Raw genomic sequence first — 5,120 nt, forward strand, 5'->3', positions numbered from 1 at the left:
CGAACGCGCCCGGACGGGGAGGGGGCGCGGCGACGGCCACCGGTTGCGGCTGGCTGCGGGCCCGCAGCAGGGCCGCGCCCTCGGCCAGGCGGTCGATCGGCTCGTCGGCGTAACAGGCCTCGACGCCCGCATCGGCCCAGAAGGCCAGCAGGCTTTCGACGGCGCGCGGATCGACGGCGAGGCTCATGACGTTTTCTCTAGCGAGTATAATGGGCTGCGTCACCGATATGTCCGCGCTGCGGTGCAACAAAAACTATCCAGTTTTCCTTGACCGCCGTGGCGTCACGTTCGGATAAAGTCCGACTCAAACAGGAAGAAGGCAGGCTCCACTCAAGAGCCTGGGGCGGGAGAAGCCATGAGCGAAGTCCTCGAACGCGAGTCGATGGAATACGACGTCGTCATCGTCGGGGGCGGACCGGCGGGCCTGGCGTCGGCCATCCGTCTCAAGCAACTGGCCGAGAAGGCCGGAACCGAAATCAGCGTGGCCCTGGTGGAGAAGGGCTCCGAAGTCGGCGCCCACATTCTGTCGGGCGCGGTCATCGATCCCAAGGCGCTGAACGAACTGATCCCCGACTGGAAGGAGAAGGGCGCGCCGCTCGAGACCCCGGTCACCAAGGACAAGTTCCTGCTGCTCGGCCCGCAGGGCGAGGCGAGCCTGCCGATGTTCGCCATGCCGCCGTTCATGCACAACCACGGCTGCTACATCGCCTCGCTGGGCAACGTCACCCGCTGGCTGGCCGCCCAGGCCGAAGAGTTGGGCGTCGAGATCTATCCGGGCTTCGCGGCGTCCGACACGGTCTGGCGCGAGGACGGTTCGCTGAAGGGCGTGGTCGTGGGCGTGGTCGGCATCGCCAAGGACGGCCACGAGAAGCCGGACTATCAGCCGGGCATGGAGCTGCACGGCAAGTACGTGTTCATCGCCGAGGGCGTGCGCGGCTCGCTGGCCAAGCAGCTGATCGCCAAGTTCGAGCTGGACGCCGGCAAGTCGCCGCAGAAGTACGGCATCGGCATCAAGGAGCTGTGGCAGATTCCCGCCGACAAGCACCAGCCGGGCCTGGCCCAGCACACCACCGGCTGGCCGCTGGACAACCAGACGGGCGGCGGCAGCTTCATGTACCACTTCGGGGACAACTACGTGTCCATCGGCTACGTGGTGCACCTGAACTACAAGAACCCTTGGATCTCGCCCTTCGACGAGTTCCAGCGCTTCAAGCAGCACCCCTCGGTGCGCCCCTACCTGGAAGGCGGCAAGCGCATCGCCTATGGCGCGCGGGCCATCACCGAGGGCGGCTACCAGTCGATCCCGAAGCTGTCGTTCCCGGGCGGCGTGCTGATCGGCTGCTCGGCGGGCTTCGTCAACGTGCCGCGCATCAAGGGCAGCCACAACGCCATGAAGACCGGCATGCTGGCCGCCGAGGAGGCGTTCAAGGCCATCGCCGCCGGCCGCCAGGGCGACGCCCTGGTCGAGTATGAGACCGCCTTCGAGAGCTCGTGGGTGGCCAAGGAGCTGAAGACCGTCCGCAACGCCAAGCCGCTGCTGGGCAAGCTGGGCACCGCCCTGGGTGGGGCCGTCGGCCTGTTCGACATGTGGTGCACCCACCTGCTGGGCGGGTTCTCGTTCTTCGGCACGCTGAAGCACGAGAAGACCGACGCGGCCTCGACGGGCCTGGCCAAGGACTACAAGCCGATCGTCTATCCGAAGCCCGACGGCGTGATCAGCTTCGACAAGCTGTCGAGCGTCTTCCTGTCGGCCACCAACCACGAGGAAGACCAGCCGGCGCACCTGAAGCTGAAGGACCCGTCGATCCCGATCGACGTCAACCTGCCCAAGTACGGCGAGCCGGCGCGCCTCTACTGCCCGGCCGGCGTCTACGAGGTGCTGTACGACGAGCAGGGCGCCAATCCGAAGTTCCAGATCAACGCCCAGAACTGCGTCCACTGCAAAACCTGCGACATCAAGGATCCGTCGCAGAACATCGTCTGGACGACCCCGGAAGGCGGCGGCGGCCCGAACTATCCGAATATGTAAGCAGCGATCCTCCCCCTGAAGGGGGAGGTGGCCCGGAGGGCCGGAGGGGGAAGTCCCTTCGGCTTCCGGGCGGTTGCTTCTTCAGCAGCCACATCCCCCTCCGTCGGCTTCGCCGACACCTCCCCCTTCAGGGGGAGGATCTTGAGCTTGCCCCCCGCCCTGAAACCGAACAGGGTGGCCGGATGATGCGTCTCCGAGTCCTCCTGTCCCTGGCCTCCACCGCCGTGCTGGCCGCCTGCGCCACGTCGGGGCCGCCTTTGCGCGGCGAGCAGAGCGGGTGGAACAACACGCCGTGGGACGGGCGTTCGGCCTACGGCCAGTTCCTGGCCGGCCAGGCGGCGATGGAGGATGGGCGCAGCGAGGAAGCCGCCGCCTATTTCCAGGCCGCCCGCAACCTGGGCGAGGACCCGGGCCTGATCGCCGAGCGGGCCTTCACCGCCTCGCTGCTGGCCGGCGAGGTGTCGCGCGCCGCCGAACTGGCGCCGGTCGCGCCGGGCGGGACCGAGGGCGTGCGCCGCCTGGGCGTGCTGACCCAGGCCGTCGACCTGCTGTCGCGCGGCAAGGGCAAGGATGCTCAAGCTCTGCTGGCCGATCCGACCCTGGGCTTCCCGCACCGTCCGGTCGTGACCCTGCTGACCCCGTGGGCCGCCGCCGCGGCTGGCGACGCCGCCAAGGCCCAGACCCTGCCCGAGCTGCGCAACGATCGCCTGGTCCAGTATTTCGGCCGCCTGGGTCACGCCGAGATCCTGGAGCGGGCCGGCAAGACCGCCGAGGCCGAAGCCGACTACAAGGCGCTGATGGAGGTTGCGGCCGTGCGGCCGATGTTCGCCATCGACTACGGCGCGTTCCTGGAGCGCCGCAAGCGCCGCGACGAGGCCGTGGCGCTCTACGACTCCATCCTGGCCGACGCGCCGACCGACTCCGCACTGCTGGAGGCGCGCGCCCGCGCCGCCGCCAAGAAGGCCGCTCCGCCGCTGAACACGGTCCGCCAGGGCGCGGCCAACAGCCTGGTCGCCTGCGCGGCGGTGTTCAGCAACGAGCGCCAGAGCCAGTTCGCCCTGGCCTATCTGCGCCTGGCCCTGCACCTGGATCCCAAGCGCGAGGACGCGCTGCTGATGGTCGGCGACCTGCTCGACCAGGGCGGCGATCCCGAGGCCGCCCGCGCCGCCTACGCCCGCGTTCCTGCCAGTTCGTCGCGCTATCCCGCCGCCCAGGGCAAGATCGCCTGGACGCTGCAGAACGCCGGCGACAAGGCCAAGGCCCTGACCATCGCCGAGGCCGCCGCCAAGTCGCCTAACGCCGGCCGCAGCGCCCAGTTGGTCTATGCCGACCTGCTGCGGGCCAACGACCGCTGGGCCGACGCCGTGGCGGTGATCGACCCGCTGGTGGTCGCCGAGAAGGACAAGCCCGACTGGCGCCTGCTCTACATGCGCGGCGTGTCGCTGGAGCGGGCCGGCCGCTGGCCCGACGCCGAGCGCGACCTGCAGCAGGCCCTCAGCCTCAATCCCGACGAGCCCGAACTGCTGAATTACCTCGGCTACTCGTGGATCGACCGCAACGAGCACCTGGCCGAAGCCCTGTCGATGGTCCAGAGGGCCGTGAAGGCCAACCCGCAGTCGGGCGCCATGCTCGACTCCCTGGGCTGGGCCTATCACCGCCTGGGCGACGACAAGGCCGCCGTCGAGATGCTGGAGCAGGCCATCGAGTTCGAGCCCGGCGATCCGGACATCAACGACCACCTGGGCGATGTCTACTGGCGCCTGGGCCGCAAGACCGAGGCCCAGTTCCAGTGGCGGCGCGTGCTGAGCCTGGAGCCGACGCCCGAGCAGAAGGCGGCCGCCGAGGCCAAGCTGAAGGACGGCCTGGGATCCAAGGGTCCGGCCAAGGCCCCGGCCGTGGCCAACGGCGCCGACACGCTTTAGGTCCACGGGCCACAAGCCCAGTTCTCGGATAGTTCGATGCGCCGTTCCGCCTTCGCCCCGGCCAAGGTCAACCTGTTCCTGCACGTCGGCGGGCCCGACGCGGAGAACTATCACCCGCTGTCGAGCCTGATGGTGTTCGCCGACGTCGGCGACACGGTGTCGATCCAACCGGCCGATGCGCCCAGCTTCGAGGCGACCGGCCGGTTCGGCGGCGAGATCCCGGTCGATGGCGGCAACCTGGTGGTCCGCGCCGCGCGGGCTTTGCACGAGGCGGTCGGCGGGCCGGCGCCGCCGGTGCGGCTGATCCTCGACAAGGCCCTGCCGATCGCCGCCGGCCTGGGTGGCGGCTCCAGCGACGCCGGGGCGGCTCTGCGGCTGCTGCGCGAGGCCCTGGGGCTGTCGCTGTCGGACGCCGAACTCGAGGCCTTGGCCGGCTCGCTGGGCGCCGACGGCGTGCCGTGTCTGTGGGGCGCGCCGGTGATGGCGCAGGGCAGGGGGGAGCGGCTCTCGCCGGCCCCTGGGCTGCCCGAACTGCACGCGGTGCTGGTCAACCCGCTGGTCCCGTCGCCGACCGGCGCGGTCTATCGCGCCTATGACGCGGCCGTGGATCCGCGCGGCGAGGCTCCGCCGCCGACGCCCGACGCCTTCGAGAGCGCCGAGGAGGTCTGCGCCTGGCTCGCGGCCCTGACCCGCAACGACCTGCAAGCCCCGGCCGTGGCCCTGGAGCCGCATATCGGCGAGGTGCTGGAGCTGCTGGCCGGCGAGCCCGAGGCGCTGCTGGCGCGGATGTCGGGCTCGGGCGCGACCTGCTTTGCTCTGTGCGCAAGCGACATCGAGGCCGAGGGCCTGGCCGAGCGCATCGAGGCGATGCGGCCGGAGTGGTGGGTGAAGCGGTGCCGCCTGGGCGGGCCGTTCTAGGTTCTCTTTGGGTCGTCATCCCGGCTGTACGCTGCGCTTCGGCCGGGATGACGATGTTTTTGTACTGAAGGTGTTTGCCGCAATCCTCGCGCTGGCGGGGAGGGCGCCGTTCCGCCTAGTGTCCCTGGCCTTTGTGTTTAGGGAGCCCCGCATGGACCGCCGCCTGTTCCTCGCCGCCGCAGCGGCCGCCGCCGCCTCTTCGGCGCGTGCCCAGGAAGCCGCGCCCGCGGCCCAGCCGGCCGCTCCGCCTC

The 5,120-nt window shown here is 70.1% G+C and carries 3 protein-coding genes and 1 pseudogene; 3 read left to right on the forward strand and 1 reads right to left on the reverse strand.

The window, feature by feature from the left end:
• A pseudogene (locus DMC18_RS17040) lies at positions 1-187 on the reverse strand (uracil-DNA glycosylase); the annotation flags it as partial.
• 168 nt (positions 188-355) lie between these two features.
• Here DMC18_RS17040 and DMC18_RS17045 point away from each other — a divergent pair.
• The 3 genes from DMC18_RS17045 to DMC18_RS17055 all read left to right on the forward strand — a co-directional run bounded on the left by DMC18_RS17045 (position 356) and on the right by DMC18_RS17055 (position 4,869).
• Complete coding sequence (locus DMC18_RS17045; RefSeq protein ID WP_110133131.1) at positions 356-2,029, forward strand: electron transfer flavoprotein-ubiquinone oxidoreductase; 1,674 nt, start codon at positions 356-358, stop codon at positions 2,027-2,029.
• Between the two features lie 182 nt (positions 2,030-2,211).
• Entirely contained in the window at positions 2,212-3,951 is a 1,740-nt protein-coding gene (locus tag DMC18_RS17050) for a lipopolysaccharide assembly protein LapB (protein ID WP_110133132.1), read from the forward strand.
• A gap of 36 nt (positions 3,952-3,987) precedes the next feature.
• Positions 3,988-4,869 (forward strand): 4-(cytidine 5'-diphospho)-2-C-methyl-D-erythritol kinase, encoded by an 882-nt coding sequence (locus DMC18_RS17055; RefSeq protein ID WP_110133133.1) that lies wholly within the window; start codon positions 3,988-3,990, stop codon positions 4,867-4,869.
• The last annotated feature ends 251 nt before the right edge of the window (positions 4,870-5,120 follow it).

This window comes from Caulobacter sp. D5 (assembly GCF_003185805.1).
Lineage (GTDB): Bacteria > Pseudomonadota > Alphaproteobacteria > Caulobacterales > Caulobacteraceae > Caulobacter.

Excerpts from the sequence above, each read along its gene's own strand:
- DMC18_RS17045 (WP_110133131.1), top strand. The coding sequence starts at position 356 with ATGAGCGAAGTCCTCGAACGCGAGTCGATGGAATACGACGTCGTCATC.
- DMC18_RS17050 (WP_110133132.1), top strand. The coding sequence starts at position 2,212 with ATGATGCGTCTCCGAGTCCTCCTGTCCCTGGCCTCCACCGCCGTGCTG.
- DMC18_RS17055 (WP_110133133.1), top strand. The coding sequence starts at position 3,988 with ATGCGCCGTTCCGCCTTCGCCCCGGCCAAGGTCAACCTGTTCCTGCAC.